This is a genomic window from Micromonospora sp. NPDC049139 (assembly GCF_055586845.1).
The window spans coordinates 54913-79887 of sequence record NZ_JBVJHK010000008.1 but is presented as its reverse complement, the minus strand read 5'-3'; the positions used below and the strand labels follow the sequence as shown (position 1 = coordinate 79887).

Genomic DNA, 24975 nt, shown 5'->3' with positions numbered 1-24975 from the left:
CAGGTCCTGCGGGCTCAGGAAAGCCCGAGGTCCTGGTCGATGAGGTCGAACAGCTCCTGGTTGCTGGCCACCCGCAGCCGGTCCGCCACCTCGGCGGTCTCCTCTCGGCGTTCCTCGGCGGCGCCGAGTCGTTCGAGCAGGCTGTGCAACCGCATCGTGATCCGCACCCGGCCGATGTCGTCCGGGTCGCGCAGCGCGAGGGCGCTCTCCAACTGGTCCAGCTCCGCCAGGGTCGGCAGCGCCTCCACCGACGCCTCGCTGAGCAGCTCGGCCCGGAGGTGCTCGGCGAGCGCCTGCGGGGTCGGGTAGTCGAAGACCACCGAGCTGGGCAGGCTCAGGCCGGTCGACCGGGCGAGCCGGCCGCGCAGCTCCACCGCGGTCAGCGAGTCGAACCCGAGGTCCCGGAAGGGCCGGCCGGCCTCCACGGCGTACGGGCTGTCGTGCCCGATGACCTCGCCGGCCGCGGTGCGGATCAGGTCCACCAGCACCCGGGCCTGTTCGGCCGGCGTCAGCTCGCCGAGCCGCTTGCGCAGGTCGGCGGCGACCAGGTCGCCGTCCTCGGCGTCCGCCCGCTCCGCGGCGGCCTGGGCGGCCACCTCGGCGATCTCGCTGATCAGCGGCCGGGGCCGGGCGGAGGCGAACACCGGGGCGAAGCGGTCCCAGTCGACGTCGGCGACGGTGAGGGCGGTGTCGTCGCCGGCGAGGCCGGCGCGCAGGGCGGCCATCGCGGGTTCCCGGTCGAGCAGGGACACCCCGCGCCGGCTCATCGCCGCCGCGTGCGCGTCGGTCACCATGCCGCCGCCGGCCCACGGTCCCCAGTTGACCGAGAGGACCCGGGTCCGACCCGCCGGCCGCGACTGCGCCCAGGCGTCCAGGAAGGCGTTGCCGGCGGCGTACGCCCCGTGGTCGCCGACGCCCCAGACGGCGGCGATGGAGGAGAAGTGGACGACCAGTTCGAGCGGCTCGGGGTCGAGGAACTCGGCCAGGTGCCGGGCGCCGGCGATCTTGCCGGACACCACGTCGGCGAGTTCCGCCTCGGTCACCGCGGCGACCGGGTTGAGCCGCCCCACGCCGGCGGCGTGCACCACGGCGTGCACGGTCTCGCCGTCGGCGCGCAGCCCTTCGACGAGGTCGGCGACCGCGTCCCGGTCGGCCAGGTCGCAGGCCAGCACCCGGGCCTGGGCGCCGAGGGCGGCCAGTTCCGCCACCGCCTCGTCGGCGCCGGGGGCCGCCGCGCCGCGCCGGCTGACCAGCAGCAGCCGCCGCGCGCCGTGCCGGGCGAACCAGGCGGCGGCGTACCGGCCGACGGCGCCGGTGCCGCCGGTGACCAGGACGGTGCCCGGCGGCTGCCAGTCGCCCGGGGCCTCGGCCCGGGGCGCGCGGGCCAGCCGCCGCAGGTACGTCCCGGAGTCCCGCACCGCGAGCTGGTCCTCGTGTCCGGCGGCGGTCAGCGCCGCCAGGACGCGCTCGGCGGCGGCGGTGTCCACGGTGGCGGGCAGGTCCAGCAGGCCGCCCCAGTGCCGGGGGTGCTCCAGCGCGGTCACCAGGCCGAGGCCCCACGTGGTGGCCTGCGCGGGGTGCACGACCGGGTCGTCGGCCGCGGTGCTGACGGCCTGCCGGGTGAGCAGCCACAGCGGCACCGGCGGCAGGGTGTCCGTGACCGCCTGCACCAGGGCCAGGTTCGCGGTCAGGCCCACGGGCACGGCGGGCCGGTCGGGGTGCGCCCGCTCGTCGAGCGCGAGCAGCGACACGATCCGGGTCGGCGGGACGCCGGCCAACTGCTCGGCGAGCGCCGCCCGGTCGGTGGTCGCCGGGTCGACGGTGAGCAGCCGCACGGTGCCGCCGCGCGCGGCGACCAGCTCGGCGAGCCGGTCGACGACCGGCTGGTCCGTCCCGGTGTGGACGACGGTCCACGCGCCGTCGGCGACGCCCGCCGCGAGGGCCTCGGGGCGCCAGGTGATCCGGTACCGCCAGCCGCCGGCGAGGGTGTCCTCCTGCTGCTGGCGTCGCCACTGCGCCAGCTCCGGCAGCAGGTCCCGCAGCGGCCGGTCGGGGTCGACGCCGAGCCGGCCGGCGAGCGCGTCGCCGTCGCCGGCCGTCACGGCCTGCCAGAACGCCGCGTCGACGTCGTCCTGCGGGGCGGCGGGGGTGTCGGCCGCCGCCGCGTCGAGGGTCGGCCAGAAGCGCTGGTGGGCGAACGCGTACGTGGGCAGGTCCACCGGGCCGGCGCCGGGCAGCAGCCGCGACCAGCGGACGGCCACGCCCTGGCAGTGCAGCCGGGCGACCGCGCCGAGCAGGGTGGCCACCTCGTCCTGGCCGGGCCGCTGCACGCCGGTCACGGTGACCGGGGCGTCGGCCGGCAGCGCGTCGGCGGTCAGGGCGGTCAGCACCGTGTCCGGCCCGATCTCCAGGAACCGGGTCACCCCGTTGGCGTGCAGGTGGGTGACGGTGTCGGCGAAGCGGACCGCCTCGCGGACGTGCCGGACCCAGTAGTCGGGGGTGCACAGCGTGTCGGCGTCGACGACCGTGCCGGTCAGGTTCGACACCAGCGGCACCGTCGGCGGGGCGTACGACAGGGTCGCCGCCACGGCGGCGAAGTCGGCGAGCATCGGCTCCATCAGCGGACTGTGGAAGGCGTGGCTGACCCGCAGCCGCTTGGTCCGCACGCCGAGGCCGGCGAAGTGGTCCGCCAGCCCGGTCAGCGCGTCCTCCGCCCCGGCGACGACGACGGCCGCCGGCCCGTTCACCGCGGCGACGTCGACCCGCCCCTCCGTGCCGGTCAGCGCCCGCCGCACGTCGACCTCGGGCGCGGCGACGGCGAGCATCCCGCCGCCGGCGGGCAGGGCCTGCATCAGCCGGCCCCGGTTGCCGACGAGCGTGCACGCGTCGGGCAGGGAGAGCACCCCGGCCACGTGGGCGGCGACGATCTCCCCCACCGAGTGGCCGGCCACGAGGTCGGGCCGGATCCCCCAGTCCGCGAGCAGCCGGAACAGCGCCACCTCGACCGCGAAGAGTCCCGCCTGGGTGAAGAGCGTCTGGTCGAGCAGGTCGGCCTCGGCAGAGCCGGGCTCGGCGAACAGCACCTCGCGCAGCGGTCGCGGCAGGTGCCCGTCGAGGTGCTGGCACGCCTCGTCGAGGGCCTCGGCGAAGACTCCGAACGCCTCGTACAGCTGGCGTCCCATCCCGGCGTGCTGGGCGCCCTGGCCGGAGAAGAGCACCGCCAGCGCGCCGCCGGGCTCGGCGACGCCCCGGGTGAGGCCCGGGTGGTCCTGCCCGGCGGCGAGGGCCCGCAGCCCGGCGAGGGCGGCGTCCGCGTCGGCGGCGAGCAGCACCGCGCGGTGCCGCAGCGGGGACCGACTGGTGGCCAGGCCCCGGGCGACGTCGGCGGCGGGGGTGGCGCTCCGCGGCAGCCAGTCGGCCAGCCGGGCCGCCTGGGCCGGCAGGCTGTCCGCGGCGTCGGCCGAGACGACCCAGGGCAGCACCGGCAGCCGGGCGGGTGACCCGTCGGCCGGGCGGGACGCCCCGGTGTCGGTCGGCGCCTGTTCGAGGATGACGTGCACGTTGGTGCCGCTGACCCCGAACGACGACACGCCGGCCCGGCGCGGCCGGTCCACCTGCGGCCAGGGCCGCGGGTCGGTCAGCAGCGCGACCGCGCCCGCCGACCAGTCGACGTGCGGCGACGGCTCGTCCACGTGCAGGGTGGGCGGCAGCAGGTCGTGCTGGAGCGCCATCACCATCTTGATCACGCCGGACACGCCCGCGGCGGCCTGGGTGTGGCCGATGTTCGACTTGACGGAGCCGAGCAGCAGCGGCCGGTCGGCGGGCCGGTCCTGCCCGTACGTGGCGAGCAGCGCCTGCGCCTCGATGGGGTCGCCGAGGCGGGTGCCGGTGCCGTGCCCGTCGACCGCGTCCACGTCGGCCGCGGACAGCCGCGCGTTGGCCAGCGCCTGGCGGATCACCCGTTCCTGGGCGGGCCCGTTGGGCGCGGTCAGTCCGTTGCTGGCGCCGTCCTGGTTCATCGCCGAGCCGCGCACGACGGCGAGGATCCGCCGGCCCTCGCGCTGGGCGTCGGAGAGCCGCTGCAACAGCACCAGGCCGACGCCCTCGCCCCAGCCGGTGCCGTCGGCGGCCCCGGCGAACGACTTGCACCGGCCGTCGAGGGCGAGCCCCCGCTGCCGGGCGAACTCCAGGAACGGCCCGGGGGTGGCCATCACCGTCACCCCGCCGGCGACCGCGAGGTCGCACTCGCCCTGCCGCAGCGACTGGCACGCCAGGTGCAGCGCCACCAGCGAGGACGAGCAGGCGGTGTCGACGCTGACGGCGGGGCCCTGCAACCCGAAGTGGTACGCCAGCCGCCCGCTGATGACGGCGGCGACGTTGCCGGTGGCCTGGAAGCCCTCGGTCTCGGCGCGCGCCGCCAGCAGCAGCGTCGCGTAGTCCTGGCCGTTGGTGCCGACGAACACCCCGGTGTTGGTCTCCCGCATGTCGGCGGGCGCGGTGCCGGTCCGCTCGAACAGCTCCCAGGCGCTCTCCAGCAGCAGCCGCTGCTGCGGGTCCATCACCAGCGCCTCGCGCGGGGAGATGCCGAACAGGGCGGCGTCGAAGCCGGCGGCGTCGGCGAGGAAGCCGCCCTCCCGGACGTACGAGGTGCCGGGCCGGTCGGGATCCGGGTGGTAGATGGCGTCCAGGTCCCAGCCCCGGTCGGCCGGAAACTCCGCGATCCCGTCGCGCCCCTCGCTGACGAGTCGCCACAGGTCCTCCGGGCCGGCGACGCCGCCCGGGTACCGGCAGCTCATCGAGACGACGGCGATCGGCTCGTCGAGCGCTGCGGCGGCCTGCACGGCCGGGGTCGCCGCGGCCTCGTCGCCGGTGATCCGGGTGACCAGGTGGTCGGCGAGGGCCGTGGGCGTCGGCCGGTCGAACACCAGCGTCGCGGGCAGGGTCAGGCCCACCGCCTCGGCGAGCCGGTTGCGCATCTCGACGGCGCTCAGCGAGTCGAAGCCGATCTCCCGGAACGACCGGTCCGCCGCCAGCGCCTGCGGCGAGGGCAGTCGCAGCACCGCCGCCGCGTGGACGCGCACCAGGTCCAGCAGGAGCCGGCGCCGCTCCGGGGCGGCGAGGCCGGCGAGCCGGCCGCGCAGCGGGGACGCCTCCCGCGTCTCGTCGTCGTCCCCGGAGCGGGCTGCGGCGAGGACGCGGGCCACCTCGGGGATGTCGCCGATCAGGGGCCGGGGCCGGGCCAGCGCGAAGGTCTGGAGGAACCGGTCCCAGGCGATGTCGGCGACGGTGAGGGCGGACTCGTCCCGTTCCAGCGCCCCGGCCAGCACCGAGACCGCCAGGTCCGGGTGCATCGGCCGGACGCCGGAGCGGAACATCTGGTCGGCGGCGCCCTCGGTCTCCACCATGCCGCCGCCGTCCCAGGCGCCCCACGCCAGTGCGGTGCCGGGCAACCCGCGCCGGCGCCGGTCCTCGGCGAGCGCGTCGAGGAAGGCGTTGCCGGCGGCGTACGCGCCCTGGTGGCCGCCGCCCCAGACGCCGGCGCCGGAGGAGAAGAGCACGAACGCGGTCAGGTCCGGGCCGAGGACCTCGTCGAGGTTGACCGCCCCGGCGACCTTGGCGGGCAGGGCGGCGGCCAGCTCGGCGAGGTCGGTGTCGGCCAGCGCGCCGGCGTGCGGCACACCCGCGGCGTGGAACACCGCGTCGATCCGGATGTCGCGCTCGGCCAGCCGGTCCACGAGGGCGCGCAGCGACTCCCGGTCCGCCACGTCGCAGGCCGCCACGGTGACCGTGGCGCCGTGGCCGGTCAGCTCGGCCTCCAGTTCGGCGGCGCCGGGCGCGGCGGGTCCCTGCCGGCTGGTCAGCACGAGGTGCGCGGCGCCCGCACGGGCCAGCCAGCGGGCCACGTGGGCGCCGAGCGAGCCCAGGCCGCCGGTCACCAGGACGGTGCCGGCGGGACGCCAGCCGTCGCCGGCCGGGCGGTCGGCGGCGGCGGCCCGGACCAGCCGCCGGGCGAACAGCCCGGAGGAGCGGACGGCGAGCTGGTCCTCGTGCCCGATGCCGGCGAGCGCGGCGGCCAGCCGGGCGCGGGCCCGCTGGTCCGGGTCGGCGGGCAGGTCGACCAGGCCGCCCCAGCGGTCCGAGTGTTCGAGGGCGGCGACCCGCCCGAGCCCCCAGACCAGGGCCTGGTCGGGCCGGTCCACGGGGTCGGCCCGGCCGGTGCTGACGGCGCCGCCGCTGACGCACCAGAGCGGGGCGGTCATCCCGGCGTCGCCGAGCGCCTGCACCAGGGCGAGCGTGCCGGCGAGCCCGGCCGGCACCACGGGGTGCGCCGGGTGCGGCGCGCCGTCGAGGGCGAGCAGCGAGCACACCCCGGCGACGGACTCCGGGGCGAAGGCGCGCAGCAGGTCGGCCAGCACGGCCCGGTCGGGGTCGGCGACGGTGAGCAGGGTGGGCTCCGCGCCCGCCTCGGCGAGCGCCCGGACGACCGCGCCGGTCAGCGGGCTGTCGGCGTACGCGGCGGGCACCGGCACCAGCCAGGTGCCGGTCAGCGCGGCGGTCGCCGGCGTGGTGACCGGCTTCCAGGCGACCCGGTAGCGCCAGGAGTCCACGGTGGACTCGTCGCGGCGACGCCGCCGCCAGGCGGCGAGCACCGGCAGCGCGTCGTCCAGGCGGCGGGCCTCGGTGTCGTCGAGCCGCATCGCCTCGGCGAGCGCCCCGGCGTCGGCCCGCTCGACGGCGTCCCAGAACCGCCGGTCGGCCGGCTCCTCGGTGCTCGCCGCGGCGCCGGGCAGCGCCGGTGCCTCCGGCCAGTACCGCTGACGGTGGAAGGCGTACGTGGGCAGCGGCACGGCCGGGCCGGTGCGCGGCCCGTGGACGGCGGTCCAGTCCACCTCGACGCCGTGGGCGTGCAGCGTGGCCAGGGCGGTGAGCACCCGCGGCCAGCCTCCGGCGTTGCGTCGCAGGGTGTTGACCACGACCGCCTCGTGTTCGGCGGCGTCGATGGTCTCCTGGATCCCGAAGCTGACCACCGGGTGCGGGCCGACCTCCAGGAAGACCTGGTGGCCCTCGTCGAGCAGGCCGCGCACGACGCGTTCCACGTCCACCGTCTCGCGCAGGTTGCGGTACCAGTAGCCGGCGTCGAGTTCGGTGGTGTCGAGGGGGCGGCCGGTCAGGGCGGACCAGAACGGCGTCTCGGCGGGGCGGCCGGAGATCCCGGCGAGGCTGTCGGTCAGCCGGGCGGCGACGGCCTCGACTTGCGGCGAGTGGGAGGCGTAGTCGACGTCGATGCGCTGGGCGCGCACGTCGTCGGCCTGGCAGGCGGCGAGCAGCTCGGCCAGGGCGTCCTGGTCACCGGCGACCACCACGGAGCCGGGACCGTTGACGACGGCGACCGACAGCCGGCCGGCCCACGGGGTGAGCAGGTCGCGGACCCGGTCGGCGGGCAGCGCGACGGAGGCCATCCCGCCCCGTCCGGCGATGTCGGCCAGCACCTGGCTGCGCAGTGCGACGACCTTCGCGCCGTCGGCCAGGGACAGCGCCCCGGCCACGCAGGCCGCCGCGATCTCGCCCTGGGAGTGGCCGACCACGCCCGCCGGCCGTACGCCGAGCGAGCCCCACAGCCGGGCGAGCGAGACCATGACCGCCCACAGCGCGGGCTGCACCACGCCCGAGGCGACCAGGGGCGGCGCGTCCGGGGCGGCGCGCAGCACGTCGGTGAGCGACCAGTCCACCCAGGGCGCGAGCGCCTCCTCGCACTCGGCGATGGCGGCGGCGAAGACCGGGGACGTGTCGAGCAGGTCGACGGCCATCCCGGGCCACTGCGAGCCGTGCCCGGAGAAGACGAAGATCGGGGCGGCGTTGCGCAGGGCGGCGCCGGTGACCACGTCGGCGGCGGTGTCGCCGGCGGCGAAGGCGTCGAGGCCCCGGGCGAGTTCGTCGCGGTTGCGGCCGAGGACCACCGCCCGGTACGGGAACGACACGCGGCTGGCGGTCAGCGCGTACGCCACGTCGGCCGGCTCCAGCTCGGGGTGCGCGGCCAGGTGGGACCGCAGCCGGCTCGCCTGGCCGCGCAGGGCGACGGGGTCCGCCGCGGAGAGCGCGAACGGCACGGCGACGGGTTCCGACCCGGGGAGCGCGAACGGCACGGCGACGGCGGTGCCGGGCGGGGTCGCGGCGGCGGGCTCCGGCGCGGCGGCCGGTTCGGGGGCCTGTTCGATGACGACGTGCGCGTTGGTGCCGGAGATGCCGAACGAGGAGACCGCCGCCCGGCGGGGGCGGTCCACGGCCGGCCACTGGGTGGGTTCGGTCGCGAGGGCCACCGCCCCGGCGGTCCAGTCGATGTGCGGGGACGGCTCGTCGACGTGCAGGGTCGCCGGCACGAGGCCGTGCCGCATCGCCAGGACCATCTTGATGATCCCGGCGACGCCGGCGGCGGCCTGGGTGTGGCCGAGGTTCGACTTGACGGAACCGAGCAGCAGCGGCCGGTCGGCGGGCCGGTCCTGCCCGTAGGTGGCCAGCAGGGCCTGCGCCTCGATCGGGTCACCGAGGGTGGTGCCCGTACCGTGCGCCTCGACGGCGTCCACGTCGGCCGGCGTCAGGCGGGCGCTGGCGAGGGCCTGCCGGATGACCCGCTGCTGGGACGGGCCGTTGGGCGCGGTGAGTCCGTTGGACGCGCCGTCGGAGTTGACGGCGCTGGCCCGGATGACGGCGAGGATGCGCCGGCCCTCGCGCCGGGCGTCGGAGAGCCGCTGCACGAGCAGCATGCCGACGCCCTCGCTCCAGCCGGTGCCGTCGGCGGCGGCGGCGAACGACTTGCACCGGCCGTCGGGAGACAGGCCGCGCTGCCGGGAGAACTCGATGAACGTGCCGGGGGTGGCCATCACGGTGACGCCGCCGGCCAGGGCGTACTCGCACTCCCCCGCCCGCAGCGCCTGCACCGCCAGGTGCAGCGCGACCAGCGAGGACGAGCAGGCCGTGTCGACGGTGACCGCCGGCCCTTCCAGGCCGAACGTGTACGCCACCCGCCCCGACAGGACGCTGCCGGAGGTGCCGGTGCCGATGTAGCCCTCCACCTCGCCCGGCTGGTCCATGAGCCGCGAGGCGTAGTCGTGGTACATGACCCCGGCGAACACGCCCGTCCGGCTGCCCCGCAGCCGCCGCGCGTCCAGGCCGGCGGACTCGAACGCCTCCCACGACGTCTCCAGCAGCAGCCGCTGCTGCGGGTCCATGGCCAGGGCCTCGCGCGGCGAGATGCCGAAGAACGCGGGGTCGAACTCGGCCGCGCCGTACAGGAAGCCGCCGTGCCGGGTGTACGAGGTGCCGCTGCGGTCCGGGTCCGGGTCGAACAGCGACTCCAGGTCCCAGCCACGGTCGGCGGGGAACTCCGAGATGCCGTCGCCACCGGTGGCCAGCAGCTCCCACAGCTGGTCCGGGTCGTCGACGCCGCCCGGGTAGCGGCAGGCCATGCCGACGATCGCGATCGGCTCGTCGGTGCCGGTGCCGGTGAGGGTGCCGCCGGTCGCGTCCCCGCCGGACCGGCGTACGCCCGCCAGCTCGGACCACACGTGGTCGGCGAGCACGGTCGGGGTCGGGTAGTCGAACACCAGCGTCGACGGCAGCCGCAGCCCGGTGGCCGCGTTCACCCGGTTGCGCAGGTCCACGGCTGTCAGGGAGTCGAAGCCCAGTTCCCGGAACGCCCGGTCCGCCGGCACCGCCTCCGCGCCACCGTGCCCGAGCACCTGCGCGACCAGGCCCCGGACCAGCACGCCGACCTGGGCGCGGGCTTCGTCGGGCGCCAGGCCGGTGATGCGGGTCGCCCAGGTGGCGCCCTGTCCCGCCTGGCGGCGAGTCGTGGTGGTGCCGAGCAGCGCCCGCAGCATCGGCGGCACCAGGCCGGCGCCGGCCGCGGCGCGGAGGGCGGCCAGGTCGATCACGGCCGGCACCAGGGCCGGCCGGTCGGCGCCCAGGGCGGCGTCGAGCAGGCGCAGCCCGGTTTCGGCGCTCATCGCGGTGACGCCGCCCCGGGTCGACCGTGCCCGGTCCGCCTCGTCGAGGGACGCGGCCATGCCGGCGGTGTCCCACATGCCCCACGCCAGGCTCACCGCCGGCAACCCGAGCTGCCGCCGCCACACCGCCAACCCGTCCAGGAACGCGTTACCCGCCGCATACGCCGACTGACCCGGCGAACCCAACACCCCCGCCACCGACGAGAACACCACGAACAGATCCAGACCCAGCGACGCGGTCGCCTCGTGCAGCCACCAACCCGCCGACACCTTCGGCGCCAACACCCCGGCCAGCCGCTCGACGGTCAACCCCTCGACCACACCGTCGTCCAACACACCCGCGGTGTGGACCACACCCGCCAACCGGCCCTCGGCAGTGACCTCACCGACAAGCCCGAACACCTGGTCCCGGTCCGTCACGTCACACGCCACCACCCGCACGGCAGCACCCAACGCGGTCAACCGCGCCGACAACTCCCCAGCGCCCGCAGCCTCCGGGCCCCGCCGCGACACCAGCACCAGCGACCGCACACCCCACGACGACACCAGATGCTCCGCCACCAACGCACCCAACGCACCGGTACCGCCCGTCACCAGCACCGCGCCGTCGCCGAGGTTCGGCGTCTCCGCCGCCGCGCCGACGCCCGCCCGCACCAGACGCGGCACGAACACCGCGTCGGAGCGCACGGCGACCTGGCCGCCCGTCGCCGCCGGGTCGTCCGCCACCCCGGCCAGGACGCCCAGCAGCCCGGCGTGCAGCTCGCCGTCCACGTCCGCGAGGACGATGCGGCCGGGATGTTCCGACTGCGCCGACCGCAGCAGACCCCACACCGCCGCACCCGCCAGGTCCGTGACCCGGTCCTCGGCACCGACCGAGACCGCACCCCGGGTCACCACCACCAGCCGCGAATCCGCCAACACGTCCGCCGCCAGCCACGACTGGACGGTCGCCAGCACGGCCGACGCCGCCGCGCGTACCGCGTCGGGACCGTTGTCGGCGTCCTCGGGGCGTGCCGCGTCCCCGTCCACTCCGCCGGCCGACCCGACCGGCAGCAGCAGGCGGGGCGGCACGCCCGACGGCTCGGCGACGGCCGCGGCCAGCGCCTCGACGTCCGGGAACGCCGGCAGGTCCACGGAGACCGGCGAGCCCACCAGCGCCCACCCGGAGACGTCCCCGGCGGCGGCGACCTCCTCGGCCTGCCACGCGACCTCGAACATCGAGCGGGCCGCCGAACCCGCCGACGACACCGCGGTCAGCTCCCGCAACGCCAGCGAGTCCACCGACACCACGGCGGCGCCCGACTCGTCAGACGCGACCAGTCGCACCGCCGCGCCCGCGCGCGTCAGGCGTACCCGCAGCACCCGCGCACCCGAGGCGTGCACCTGCACACCCTCGAACGCGAACGGCACCCGCGGCCCACCCGACTCCGCGCCCAGCAGCAGCCCGATCGGGTGCAGGGCGGCGTCCAGCAGCGCCGGGTGCACCCCGAAGCCCGCCGCTTCGCCGGCCACCTCGTCGGGCAACGCGACCTCGGCGAACACCTCACCACCGCTGGTCCAGGCCCGCCGCAGCCCCTGGAACACCGGCCCGTACGCCAGACCGTGTTCCGCCAGCGTCGGATACCAACCCGCCAGGTCCACCTCGACGCCGCCGACGGGGGGCCACTCCCCCACGCCCGGCTCGTCGACGGACGCCGGCTCCAGCACACCCTCCGCGTGCCGGACCCACTCCGGGTCGGCGGCCTCCTCCGGCTGGGAGTGCACGGTCACCGACCGGGTGCCCGTCTCGTCGGCCGCGCCGACGCGCACCTGCACCCGCACGCCGCCGGAATCGGGCAGCACCAGCGGCGCGGCGACGGTCAGCTCCCGCACCCGGGACGCGCCCACCTCGTCGCCGGCCCGCACCGCCAACTCCACCAGCGCCGCGCCCGGCACCACCACGACGCTGGAGACGGCGTGGTCGGCCAGCCAGCCGTGGGTCGCCGTGGACAGCCGGCCGGTCAGCACGACCATGTCCTCGCCGGCCACCGACACCGCCGCGCCGAGCAGCGGGTGCCCGGCCGCCCCGAGCCCGGCCCCGGACACGTCGGTCCACCGGCCCGCCGGCTCCAGCCAGAAACGCTGGTGCTGGAAGGCGTACGTCGGCAGGTCCACGTGCCGGCCGCCGCCGAGGTGGTCGGCCCAGCCGACGGTCAGGCCGTGCGCGTGCAGCCGGGCGAGGGCCTCGAGGAGAGCCTGCGGCTCGGGCCGGTCGTGGCGCGAGGCCGGGACCAGCAGGGGCGCGGGCCCGTCCTCCGCCCGCTCGGCGAGGCAGCCCTGCGCCATGGCGGTCAGCACGCCGTTCGGTCCCACCTCCAGGAAGGTGTCGACCTCCTCGGCGCGCAGGCAGTCGACGGCGTCGGCGAAGCGCACCGTGCCGCGGACGTGCCGCACCCAGTAGCCGGGGTCGCAGAGCTGCTCCGCGTCGGCGATCCGGCCGGTCAGGTTCGACACCACCGGGATCGCCGGCGGCCGGAAGGTCAGCCCGTCGGCGACCGCCGCGAACTCCGCGAGCATCGGGTCCATCCGGCCGCTGTGGAAGGCGTGGCTGACCCGCAGCCGGCGGGTCTGCACGCCCCGCTCGGACCACTCGCGCTGCACGTGGTCGAGCGCCTCGTCGTCGCCGGCGACCACGACGGCGGCGGGGCCGTTCACGGCGGCCACGTCCAGCCGGTCGGTCAGCCCGGCGAGGGACGCGGCCACCGCCGCCTCGTCCGCCGCCACGGCGAGCATTCCGCCGCCGGCGGGCAGGGCCTGCATGAGCCGGCCGCGCGCCGCGACCAGCGCGCACGCGTCCTCGACGGAGAGCACCCCGGCGACGTGCGCCGCCGCGATCTCGCCGATGGAGTGCCCGGCCACCAGGTCCGGCACCACCCCGAACGACTCGACCAACCGGAACAGCGCCACCTCGACCGCGAACAACCCGGCCTGCGTGAACACCGTCTGGTCCAGCAGTTCCGCCTCGGCCGTACCCGCCTCGGCGAACAACACCTCCCGCAACGGACGCGGCAGCAACGGATCAAGATGCCCACACACCTCGCCCAGCGCGGCGGCGAAGACCGGGAACGCGCCGGACAACTCACGACCCATCCCGGCACGCTGTGCGCCCTGACCGGAGAAGAGGAACGCCACCCGGCCGCGCGGGGCGGCCACCCCGGTGGTGACCGTGCCGTGCGGCTCGCCGTCGGCGAGGGCCCGCAGCCCGGCGAGCAGGTCGTCGGCGTCGCCGGCCAGCACCACCGCGCGGTGGTCGAGCCCGGCCCGGCTGACCGAGGAGGCCGCGACGTCCGCCGGCTGGAGGGAGTCGGCGCGGCCGAGGTGGGCGGCCCACCGCTCGGCCTGCCCGGCCAGTGCCTCCGGGGTGCGGGCGGAGAGGAACACCGGGGCGAGCGGCAGCGCCACGGACGGGTCGGCGTCGGGCGCGGCGTCGTCCGCGGGCGGGGCGTCCTCGGCCGGCGCTTCCTCAAGGATGACGTGGGCGTTCGTACCGCTGATGCCGAACGACGACACGGCGGCCCGGCGCGGCCGGTCGGCGGCCGGCCACGCCCGGGCCTCGGTCAGCAGCGACACCTGGCCGGCGGACCAGTCGATGTGCGGGGACGGCGCGTCGACGTGCAGGGTGGCGGGCATGGTGCGGTGCCGGATCGCCTCGATCATCTTGATCAGGCCGGCGGCGCCCGCGGCGGCCTGGGTGTGACCCAGGTTCGACTTGACCGAGCCCAGCCAGAGCGGCCCGCCATCGCCCCGGTCCTGGCCGTAGGTGGCCAGCAGCGCCTGCGCCTCGATGGGGTCGCCGAGGGTGGTGCCGGTGCCGTGCGCCTCGACCACGTCGACGTCGGCCGGGGAGAGCCGGGCGTTCGCGAGGGCCTGCCGGATCACCCGCTCCTGGGACGGGCCGTTGGGCGCGGTCAGCCCGCTGCTCGCGCCGTCCTGGTTGACGGCGCTGCCCCGGACGACGGCGAGGACCCGCCGGCCGTCCCGGCGGGCGTCCGACAGCCGCTGCAACAGCAGCACGCCGACGCCCTCCGACCAGCCGGTGCCGTCGGCGGCGGCGGCGAACGACTTGCAGCGGCCGTCCGAGGCCAGGCCCCGCTGGCGGGAGAAGTCGGCGAAGGTGCCCGGCGTGGACATCACCGTCACGCCGCCGGCGAGCGCGAAGTCGCAGTCCCGCTGGCGCAGCGCCTGCGTCGCGAGGTGCACGGCGACCAGCGACGACGAGCACGCGGTGTCCACCGTGACCGCCGGCCCCTCGAGCCCGAAGGTGTACGCCACCCGCCCGGACACGACGCTGCCGGAGTTGCCGGTGCCGATGTAGCCCTCCACGCCGTCGGGCAGGTCCAGCACCCGGGACGCGTAGTCGTGGTACATCACCCCGGCGAACACGCCGGTCCGGCTGCCACGCAGCCGCTGCGGGTCGAGGCCGGCGTGCTCGAACGCCTCCCACGAGGTCTCCAGGAGCAGCCGCTGGTGGGGGTCCATCGCCAGGGCCTCGCGGGGGCTGATGCCGAAGAAGCCCGGGTCGAACTGCGGCGCGTCGTAGAGGAAGCCGCCCTGGTTGCTGTACGACGTGCCCGGGTTGTCCGGGTCGGCGTGGAACAGCCGCTCCAGGTCCCAGCCCCGGTCGGTCGGGAAGTCGCCCACCCCGTCGCCGCCCCGGTCGACGAGGTCCCACAGCTCCGCCGGGCTGGACACGCCGCCCGGGAACCGGCACGCCATGCCGATGACGGCCATCGGCTCGCGGTCCTTGGCCTCCACCTCGCGCACCCGCCGGCGCGCGTCGCGCAGGTCGGCAGTCGCACGCCGGAGGTAGTCGAGGAACTCTGCCTCAGTGGGCATCGGGCCACTCCGTATCAGAAATCGAGGTGTGCGACATGCCGGATCAGGCCGAGCCGAGCTCTTCGTCCAGCAGGCTGAAGATCTCCTCGGCGGAGGCCGACTCGAGGCTGGCGCCGTCGGCGGCGGCGGAGTCCGCGTCGGACTCGGTGTAGGTCCACAGGGAGAGCAGTTCGCGCAGCCGGGCACCGACCGCGGACCGGTCGGTGTCGCCGGCGGCCACCGCGCGCATGGCGTGCTCCAGCTTGTTCAGCTCGCCGAGCACCGTCAGCGCGGACGTGCTCCGCTCCGCCAGCAGCGCGCCCCGCAGGTACTCGACCAGCGCGGCCGTGGTCGGCCGGTCGTAGATCAGCGTGGACGGCAGCCGCAGCCCGGTGGCCGCGTTGAGCCGGTTGCGGAACTCGACCGCGGTCAGCGAGTCGAAGCCCAGCTCGACGAAGCCGCGTTCGGCGTCGATCGACCGGATCGACGCGTAGCCGAGGACCGCGGCGGCGTGGGTGCGGACCAGGTCGGAGAGGACCTGGTCGCGGTCCGCCTCCGCGGTGGCGGCCAGGGTCTCCCGCAGCGCCTCCGCCGGGTCGCGCTCGGCGGCCCGGGCCGCGCCGGTCGACGCCGGCCGGACCAGCGACCGCAGCACCGGTGGCACCGCCGCCGGCCCGTGCCGGCCGATCAGCGCGAGGTCCAGGTTGACCGGTACGACCACCGGCTCGGCGAAGCGCAGCGCCTCGCTGAACAGGTCCATCCCCTCGTCGGCGCCGAGCGGGACGAAGCCGCCCCGGTTCATCCGGGCCTCGTCGACGTGCCCGGTCTGGCCGTCGCCGGTGTCGTTGACCCACGGCCCCCAGGCCAGGGAGAGCGCCGGGAGTCCCCGGTCCCGTCGGTGCTGGGCGAGGGCGTCGAGGAAGCAGTTCGCCGCCGCGTGGTTGGCCTGCCCGGGGCCGCCGAAGAGGCCGGCCGCCGAGGAGAAGAGCACGAACGCGGCCAGGTCGAGCTTCTCGGTCAGCTCGTGCAGGTGCCAGGCCGCGTCGACCTTGGGACGGAGCACGGTGTCGAAGCGGTCGGGGGTGAGCGCGGGCAGGACGCCGTCGTCGAGCACCCCGGCCGCGTGCACCACGCCGGTCAGCGGCCGGTCGGCGGGGATCTGGTCGACCAGCAGGGCCAGCGCGTCGCGGTCGGTGACGTCGCAGGCGACCACCCGGGCGGTGGCGCCCAGGCAGGCGAGCTCGTCGACCAGCCCGGCGACGCCCGGGGCGTCCGCCCCGCTGCGGCTGACCAGCAGCAGGTGGCGTACGTCGTGCCGGGTCACCAGCCGTCGTGCCACCAGTCGCCCGAGCAGGCCGGTCGCCCCGGTCACCAGGACGGTGCCGGCGGCCAGGTCGGGGCCGGGCCCCTCGGCCGGGGGCGGACCGAGCCGGGTCAGCCGGGGCGCCCGGAGCTGGCCGCCGCGTACGGCGAGCTGGGGTTCGCCCGTGGCCAGGGCGGCCGGCAGCAGGGCGGCGGCCGTCGCGTCGTCGTCGACGTCGAGGAGCACGATCCGGTCCGGGTTCTCCGACTGGGCGGAGCGCAGCAGGCCCCAGGCGGTGGCGGCCGGCACGTCGGCGATCCGCTCGTCCGGGTCGACCCGGACCGCGCCGCGGGTGACCACCACCAGCCGGGCGGCCGCGAGGGACTCCTCCGCCAGCCACTGCTGGGCCAGCGCGAGCGTGCGGTGGGCGACACGGTGCGCCTGGCGGGCCGGGTGCGGCTCGTCGGCGACCGGCCCGACGCAGGTCACCACCACCGCGTCGGGCCCGGGACCGCCCGCGCGCACCTCGGCGACCAGCGCGGACAGGTCCGGACGCCGGTCGGCGCCGGGCCAGTCGTCGCCGAGGACGACGAGCCGGGGCGTGCCGTCGGCGCGGCCGGTGGCGGGGGCGACCCAGTCGAGGCGGTGCAGGGACCGGCTGGCCGACCGGCGGGCGGCGCTGAGCTGCTCGCCGGAGATGGGCCGCAGCACCAGACCGTCGACGGAGGCGACCGGCGTCGCGCCGGTGTCGGTGACCGTCAACGACACGGACCCGGCGTCGGTGGCGCGCAGCCGGATCCGCAGCTCGCGGGCGCGGGTGGGCCGGATGGTCACGCCCGACCAGGTGAACGGCAGTCCCGGGCGGATGTCGGAGCCGCCGTCGGAGGCCGGTGCGCCGCCGGCGGCGGGGTCGCCGGCCGTGGCGCTGGCGCCGATGGCGTGCAGCGCCGCGTCCATCAGGGCCGGGTGCACCGAGAAGGCCGTGGTGTCGGTGGACGCGTCGGCGTCCAGGGCGACCTCGGCGAGGATGTCCGGGCCGGAGCGCCACGCGGCGCGCAGCGCGCGGAAGACCGGGCCGTAGTGGTAGCCCTGGGCGGCGAGCCGGGCGTAGAGCCCGTCGAGGGCGATCGGCTCTGCGTCGGCGGGCGGCCACACGGCTGCCGGCGCGGGGTCCGGGTCGGCGGTGCCGCTGAGCTGGCCCGAGGCGTGCCGCTGCCAGGCCCGGGAACCGTCGGGGTCGGTGTCGTCGTCCCGCCGGGTGTGGATGGCGACCGGACGGTGCCCGGTCTCGTCCGGCGCGCCGACGCGGACCCGCAGGTCGACTCCCCCCTCGGCGGGGATCGCCAGCGGCGCCTCCAGGTTCAGCTCGGCGACGGTCGCGGCGCCGGCATGCCGCCCGGTCCAGGACGCCAGCTCCACCAGCGCCGTCCCGGGCAGCAGCACCGTGCCCAGCACGGCGTGGTCGGCCAGCCAGGGGTGGGTGGCGAGGGTGATCCGGCCGGTGAACAGCAGGCCCTCGTCGCCGGGCAGGTCGGCCACCGCGCTGAGCAGCGGGTGGTCGACGACGTCGAGCCCCACGGCGGGCAGGACGGAGCGGTGGGCGCCGGTGCGCTCCAGCCAGTAGCGGTGCCGGTCGAAGGCGTACGTGGGCAGGTCGACCGGCTCGGCCTCGGGCAGCAGCCGGCGGTGGTCCACCGCCAGGCCGAGGGTGTGCGCGGTGGCGAGGCTGGTCAGCAGCCGGGTGGCGGCGTCGTCCGGCCCGCCGAGGGTGTCCAGGACGTGGCCGGCGACGCCGGTCCCGTCGAGGACGGCGGCGACCCGGGTGGTCAGCACCGGCTCCGGCGAGACCTCCACGAAGGTCACGTGTCCGGCCGCGACGGCGGCGCGGACGGCGGCGTCGAACTGCTCGGACCGTCCCGCCTCGCCGGCCCAGTGGTCGGCCCCGAGGCCGGCCGGGTCGGCCCAGTCCCCGGTGACGGTGGAGGCCAGCCGGGCGGTACCGGGCTGCGGGATGATCCCCGCCAACCCGGCGCGGACGCCGTCGGCGTCCAGCTCGCCGGCGGCGGCCCGGGCCCGCAGCGCCACCGTCCGGGCGGCGTCGGGCAGGGACAGCAGCCCCGCCACGCAGGCGGCCACGACCTCGCCGTCGCCGTCGCCGACGACCGCGGCCGGGATGACCCCGGCGTGCCGCCAGGCGGCGGCGAGCGCCACCCCGACGGCGAACAGGACGGGCCGGGCCAGCTCCGGCCGCTCGGCCCAGGAGGGGTCCGCGCCGGTCAGCAGGGCGGCCGGGTCGACGTCGAGCCAGGGCGCCAGGGCCTGCCGGCACTCGGCGAGCGTGTCGTCGAAGACCGGGCAGCGGCCCACCAGTCCGGCCGCCGCGCCCGCCGAGGCGGCCCCCGGGAAGACGAACACCGGGCCCGCGCCGTGGTTGGCGACGGCGCCGGTCACCACGTTGTCGCCCGGTGTGCCGGCGGCGAGCGCGTCCAGGCCGGCCAGCAGGTCGGCCGGGGTCGCGCCGACCACCGTGGCCCGCCGGTCGAACGCCGACCGGGTCGCGGCGAGGGACCAGCCGACCGCCGCCGGGGCGAGGCCGGGGTGTTCCCGTACGTGTCGGGCCAGCCGGGCCGCCTGCGCGGCCAGGGCGGCGGCGGAGCGGGCCGAGACCGGCCACACCACCACGTCGGCGGCGACCAGCCCGGGCGCCGGGGCGGCGGCCGGCTCGCCGTCGCCGGTCACGTCGGCGTCGGTGGGCTGCTCGACGACCACGTGGGCATTGGTGCCGGAGATGCCGAAGGAGGAGACCGCCGCCCGGCGGGGCCGGTCGACCGCCGGCCACGGCCGGGACCGGGTCACCAGCTCCACGTCGCCGGAGGACCAGTCGATGTGCGGCGACGGGTTGTCCGCGTGCAGCGAGGCCGGGACGGTGCCCTCCCGCATCGCCAGCACCATCTTGATCACACCGGCGACGCCGGCGGCTGCCTGGGCGTGGCCCATGTTCGACTTCACCGACCCGAGCAGCAGCGGGCCGGCGTCGCCCCGGTCCTGCCCGTACGTCGCCAGCAGGGCCTGCGCCTCGATCGGGTCGCCGAGGGTGGTGCCGGTGCCGTGGGCCTCGACGACGTCCACGTCGGTGACCGTCAGCCGGGCGCTGGCGAGCGCCTGGCGGATAACCCGCTGCTGGGACGGGCCGTTGGGGGCGGTCAGGCCGTTCGACGCGCCGTCGGAGTTCACCGCGGAGCCGCGCACCACGGCGAGGATGCGGCGGCCCTGCCGCCGGGCGTCCGAGAGCCGCTGCACGAGCAGCATGCCGACGCCCTCCGACCAGCCGGTGCCGTCCGCCGACGCGGCGAAGGACTTGCACCGCCCGTCGGAGGCGAGGCCGCCCTGGCGGGAGAACTCCTGGAACGCCGTCGGGGTGGCCATCACCGCCACGCCGCCGGCCAGCGCCAGGTCGCACTCGCCCCGCCGCAGCGCCGCCCCGGCGAGGTGCAGCGCCACCAGCGAGGAGGAGCAGGCGGTGTCGACCGTGACGGCCGGCCCCTCCAGCCCCAGCGTGTACGCCACCCGTCCGGAGATCACGCTGTGCGCGGCGCCGGTCATCAGGTAGCCCTCGACCCCCTCGGGGACCTCGGTCAGCCCGGTGCCGTAGCCGGAGCTGGAGGCGCCCACGAAGACGCCGGTACGGGTGCCGCGCAGCGACGCGGGGTCCACCCCGGCCCGTTCCAGCGCCTCCCACGACGCCTCGAGGGTGAGCCGCTGCTGCGGGTCCATCGCCACCGCCTCGCGGGGCGAGATCTCGAAGAAGGCGGGGTCGAAGTCCGCCACGTCGTAGAGGAAGCCGCCCGCCGGGGGGTGGGTCCCCTCCGCCGGTTCGGGGATCTCCCAGCCCCGGTCGGTGGGGAACGGTGAGATGGCGTCCACGCCGTCGGCGACCAGCCGCCAGAACGCCTCCGGCCCGTCGACGCCGCCCGGGTAGCGGCAGGCCATGCCGACGATCGCGACGGGCTCGTCGGCGTCCACGACGACGGTCTCGGGGGTATCGACCGGGTCGGCGCCGGACACCAGCTCGCGCAGGTGCGCGGCCAGCTCGGCGGGGGTGGGGTAGTCGAAGACCAGCGTGGTGGGCAGCCGTAGGCCGGTGGCCGCGTTCAGCCGCCCCCGGAAGTCCACGGCGGTCAGCGAGTCGAAGCCGAGGTCCTTGAACGGTCGTCCGCGCAGCTCGTCGGGGGTGGCGTGGCCGAGCACCGCCGCGGTCTGCTCGTTGACCAGCCGCAGCAGCTCCCGCTCCTGCTCCGCCGCCGGCAGCGCCGCGAGGTGGCGCAGCGGCGCGGCGGCCCCGCCCGCGGCCGGCGCGGCGGCCTCCTCCGCCGCGACGAGCGCCCGCACCTGCGGCAGGTCGCCGAGCAGCGGGCTGGGCCGGGCCACGGTGAACGCGGGGTGGAACCGGGTCCAGTCGACGTCGGCGACGGTCACGCAGGGCGTCGGGCGGCGCAGCGCCCGGTCCAGCGCGACGAGCGCCTTCTCCGGGTCGATGGGCGGCAGGCCCATCCGGTTGAGCTGCTCGGTGGCCACGTTCTCGGCGGCCATGCCGTGCGCGCCGCCCCAGGCGGTCCACGAGACGGCGGTGGCTGCCAGGCCCCGGTCGCGCCGGTTGACGGCCAGGGCGTCCAGCAGGGAGTTGCCGGCGCCGTAGGCGCACTGGCCGGCGCTGCCCCACACGCCCGAGATGGAGGAGAACATGACGAACGCGCCGAGCTCGCGGTCGGCGAGGCAGGCGTCGAGGTGCAGGGCGCCGAGCACCTTCCCCGCGACGACGTGGGAGAACTCGTCGAGGGTGGTGTCGGTCAGCGGGGTGAGCTGGTCGGTGCCGGCGGCGTGCACGACGGCGGTCAGGCCGGGCAGCGCGTCCACGAGGTCCGCCACGGAACGCCGGTCGGTGACGTCGCAGGTGGCGACGGTGACCCGCCCGTCGGCGCCGTACCGGTCGAGCAGGTCCGCCACGGCCGGGGCGGCAGTGCCCCGGCGGCTGGCCAGGACCACCTGCCCGACGCCGCGGTCGAGCAGCCAGCGGGTGACGTGGCCGCCGAGGGCGCCGGTGCCGCCGGTGACCAGAACGGTGCCGGACCACCAGTCGCCGGCGGGGGCCTCGTCCGTCGCCGGCGGGGCCGGGGTGAGCCGCCGGGCCCAGATCCCGCCGGGCCGGACGGCCACCTGGTCCTCGCCGCCCGCGCCGGCCAGCACGGCGGCGAGCCGCCGGGCGGTGGTGTCGTCGAGGGTGGCCGGCAGGTCGACCAGGCCGCCCCAGCGGTGCGGCTGCTCGACCGCCGCAGCCCGGCCCAGGCCCCAGACCTCGGTCTGTAGCGGGTGCGCGACCCGGTCGCCCGGGGCCGCCGCCATCGCGCCGCTGGTGGCGCACCACAGCGGGGCCACCAGGTCCAGGTCGGTCATCGCCTGGACCAGGGCGAGGGCGCCGGCCGCGGCGAGGGTCACGCCGGGGTGCTCGGGCAGCAGCCGGTCCTGCCCGGCGACCACGGCGAGCACGCCGTCGACCGGCCGACCGTCGATCACGTCCCGCAGCCGGGCGGCGAGCGCCGCGCGGTCGAGGTCCGCCGCGCCGACGCGCAGCACCAGCGGCTCGGCGTCGGGGAAGAGACCGGCCAGGCGGTCGGCCCACGCCGGGGCGTCGTCGGCCGGCAGCACCACCAGCCAGCGGCCCGCCGGGCCGTCCCGGTCCTCGACCGGAACCGGCTGCCAGGTCACCTGGTACGACCAGCCGTCCACCGTGGAGCGTTCCCGCCGGGACCGGCGCCAGGAGGTGAGCACCGGCAGGGCCGGCAGCAGCGCCCGCACCTGCTCGTCGTCGTCGCCCAGCTCGCTGCGGAGCGTGTCGACGTCCGCCTGCTCCAGGGCGGTCCAGAACTCGTCGTCGCCGCCGTCGGGCGCGGCGGCGTCGGGGGCGGCGGGCGGCGGCTCGGGCCAGAACCGCTGCCGGCGGAAGGCGTACCCGGGCAGCGGCACCCGCGCGGTGTCCGCGCCGGCGAACAGCTCCGCCCAGCCCACCCCGACCCCGCCGACGTGCAGCTCGGCGAGGGCGGTGAGCACGGACGCGGGCTCGGGGCGGTCCCGGCGCACCATCGCCACCGCGGCCGTGTCGTCGTCCGCGCCGGCCGCCGTGAGGATGTCGCGGGCCAGCGCGGTGAGCACCCCGCTGGGGCCGACCTCCAGGAAGGTACGCACGCCCAGGGCGCGCAGCTGGTCGACGCCGTCGGCGAACCGGACCGCCTCGCGTACGTGCCGGACCCAGTAGTCGGCGGTGCGGATCTCGTCGGGGTCGGCGACCTCGCCGGTCAGGTTCGACACGATCGGCAGCGCCGGCGGGTGCAGCTCCAGACCGCGCACCACGGCGGCGAACTCGGCGAGCATGGGTTCCATCAGCGGGCTGTGGAAGGCATGGCTCACGCGCAGCGGCCTGGTGCGTACGCCCTGGTCCGCCCAGCGGCGTTCGAGTTCCTCGACGGCGTCGGCCGCGCCGGAGACCACGACGGCGGTGGGCCCGTTGACAGCGGCCACGGCGACCCGGTCCTCGAGGCCGGCCAGGGCGGCGCGGACCGCGTCGGCGGGGAGCTGGACGGCGAGCATCGCGCCGCCGGCCGGCAGGGCCTGCATCAGCCGGCCCCGGGCCGCGACGAGCGTGGCGGCGTCGGGCAGCGACAGCACGCCGGCCGCGTGCGCGGCGGACAGCTCGCCGATCGAGTGGCCGAGCAGGACGTCCGGGACGACCCCCCAGCTCTGCAGGAGCCGGAACAGCGCGACTTCGACGGCGAACAGGCCGGCCTGGGTGTAGAGGGTCTGGTTGAGCAGCGCGGCGTCCTCGTGCCCCTCGGGCGCGAAGAGCACCGGGGCGAGCGGGCGGGGCAGGTGCCGGTCCAGCTCGGCGCAGACCTCTGCCAGCGCCTTGGCGAAGACGGGGAAGGCGGCGGCCAGGTCGCGGCCCATGCCGCTGCGCTGCGCGCCCTGCCCGGAGAAGAGGAACGCGAGCTTGCCGCCGCGCGGCCCGGCGCCGGTGACCAGGCCCGGGGCGTCGCCGCCGGCCGCGAGCGCGCGCAGGCCGTCGCGCAGGTCGGCGCGGTCGGAGGCGAGCAGCACGGCCCGGTGATCGAGGCTGGCCCGGGTGCGCACCGACGACCAGCCGACGTCCGTGAGCCGCAGCTCGGGGCGGCCGTCGAGCCAGTCGGCCCAGCGGGTCGCCTGGGCGGCCAGGGAGTCGGCGTCGCGGGCGGAGACCAGCACCGGCACGAGGCCGGCCCCGGTGACCGGGGCGGTGCCGGTGTCCGCGTCCGTCCCGGTGGCGGCGTCGGTCGCGGCGGGGCCGTCCGGGGCCTCCACCGGGGCCGGGTCGGCGGCGGGCGCCTCCTCGATGATCACGTGGGCGTTGGTGCCGCTCATGCCGAAGGAGGAGATGCCCGCCCGGCGGGGCTGCTCCCCGGCGGGCCACGGCTGCGGCTCGGTCACCAGCGACACCGCGCCGGCCGTCCAGTCCACGTTGGGGGTGGGCTCGTCGACGTGCAGCGTCGCCGGCACGGTTTCGTGCCGCAGCGCCATCACCATCTTGATCACCCCGGCCACGCCGGCGGCAGCCTGGGTGTGCCCGATGTTCGACTTGACCGAGCCGAGCCAGAGCGGCCGGTCGGCGGGCCGCCCCTGCCCGTACGTCGACAGCAGGGCGTGGGCCTCGATCGGGTCGCCGAGGGTGGTGCCGGTGCCGTGCGCCTCCACGACGTCGACCTGCTCGGGCGCGAGCCGGGCGCTGGCCAGCGCCTGGAGCACGACCCGCTGCTGGGACGGGCCGTTGGGGGCGGTCAGCCCGTTGCTCGCGCCGTCCTGGTTGACCGCGCTGCCACGTACCACGGCCAGGACGGGGTGGCCGTTGCGCCGCGCGTCGGAGAGCCGCTCGACGAGCAGCAGGCCGACGCCCTCGCCCCAGGCGGTGCCGTCGGCGGCGGCGGCGAACGACTTGACCCGGCCGTCCAGAGCCAGGCCGCGCTGGCGGCTGAAGCCGATGAAGGCGGACGGGGTGGACATGACGGTGGCGCCGCCGGCGAGCGCCAGGGTGCACTCCCCCTGCCGCAGCGCCTGGCAGGCCAGGTGCAGCGCGACCAGCGAGGACGAGCAGGCGGTGTCGACGGTGACGGCGGGGCCCTCGATGCCGAGCGCGTACGAGATCCGGCCGGACACGACGCTCGCCGCGGTGCCGGTGAGGATGTAGCCCTCGGTGCCGGGCGGCGGCTGCTGGAGCAGCCCCACGTAGTCCTGGCCGGTGGTGCTGGCGAACACGCCCACCTGGTGGCCGCGCAGCGCCGAGGGGTCGATCCCGGCGTGCTCGAACGCCTCCCAGGACGCCTCCAGCAGCAGCCGCTGCTGGGGGTCCATGGCGATCGCCTCGCGGGGCGAGATGCCGAAGAACGCGGCGTCGAAGTCGGTGGCGGAGTCGACGAAGCCGCCCTCGGCGACGTACGACGTGCCGGGGTGGTCGGGGTCCGGGTGGTACAGCCGCGCCAGGTCCCAGCCGCGGTCGGCGGGGAACGCGGAGACGGCGTCCCGTCCGGAGTCGACGAGCTCCCACAGCTCCTCGGGCGAGCCCACCCCGCCGGGGAACCGGCAGGCCATGCCGACGATGGCGATCGGCTCGCGGCTGGCCGCCTCAAGCTCGCCGAGCTTCCTCCTGGTCTGGTGAAGGTCCGCCGTCACCCATTTCAGGTACTCCCGGAGCGTATCTTCAGTCGCCATTAGCGCCACCTCTTCGGGCCGGAA

At 77.1% G+C, this 24975-nt stretch carries 2 protein-coding genes; both read right to left on the bottom strand.

The window, feature by feature from the left end; translation table 11 throughout:
- Positions 1-14: 14 nt before the first annotated feature.
- Complete coding sequence (locus ACZ6Q9_RS16500) at positions 15-14879, bottom strand: type I polyketide synthase (protein ID WP_396829289.1); 14865 nt, start codon at positions 14877-14879, stop codon at positions 15-17.
- A 43-nt stretch (positions 14880-14922) separates the two neighbouring features.
- Positions 14923-24951 (bottom strand): type I polyketide synthase, encoded by a 10029-nt coding sequence (locus tag ACZ6Q9_RS16495; protein ID WP_396829288.1) that lies wholly within the window; start codon positions 24949-24951, stop codon positions 14923-14925.
- Positions 24952-24975 lie beyond the last annotated feature (24 nt).

Excerpts from the sequence above, each read along its gene's own strand:
- ACZ6Q9_RS16500 (WP_396829289.1), bottom strand. The coding sequence starts at position 14,879 with ATGCCCACTGAGGCAGAGTTCCTCGACTACCTCCGGCGTGCGACTGCC.
- ACZ6Q9_RS16495 (WP_396829288.1), bottom strand. The coding sequence starts at position 24,951 with ATGGCGACTGAAGATACGCTCCGGGAGTACCTGAAATGGGTGACGGCG.